The sequence below is a fragment of the Bacillus sp. AFS001701 genome (genome assembly GCF_002559405.1).
In the GTDB taxonomy this organism is placed as follows: domain Bacteria; phylum Bacillota; class Bacilli; order Bacillales; family Bacillaceae_G; genus Gottfriedia.
This window is the reverse complement of the sequence record NZ_NTZO01000371.1, coordinates 1-416: the sequence shown is the minus strand read 5'-3', so window position 1 is coordinate 416 and position 416 is coordinate 1. Positions and strand designations below refer to the sequence as shown.

General features: G+C 26.7%; 1 protein-coding gene. It reads left to right on the top strand.

What is annotated here, in order from left to right:
• Nucleotides 1-297 (top strand): Ger(x)C family spore germination C-terminal domain-containing protein (locus CN514_RS19720; protein ID WP_286141769.1); only part of this gene is annotated, 297 nt, incomplete at its 5' end.
• Nucleotides 298-416: the final 119 nt, after the last annotated feature.

Genomic DNA, 416 nt, shown 5'->3' with positions numbered 1-416 from the left:
TTTAAGATTAATCTCAAATTACCGGTAGCGATAACAGAATCTCCAATTAAATTAAATGATAATTCGCAAGGAAAGTTAGAAAAAGAAATAGAAAAAGATTTACAAAAAGAACTAAATCTTTTTGTTAAATCTCTCCAAACTGACAAGTTGGATCCAATTGGCCTCGGTATTTTTGCTAGATCATTTAAATACTCAGATTGGAAAAAAGTAGAAAATAATTGGGTTAGTGCATTTCAACAATCAAATATTAAGGTTAAGGTTAAAATTATTTTGGTTGATAAAGGGATTTCAATGTAAGTTAGAATTAAATATAGGATTTTTGTCTATAAAAATAAAAAAGTCTAAATTGTAAAATGTGCCCTTTGGAGAAGAAATTAAGAAAACGTTAAGTCTCAAAAAGAAGATGATTTCTGTAT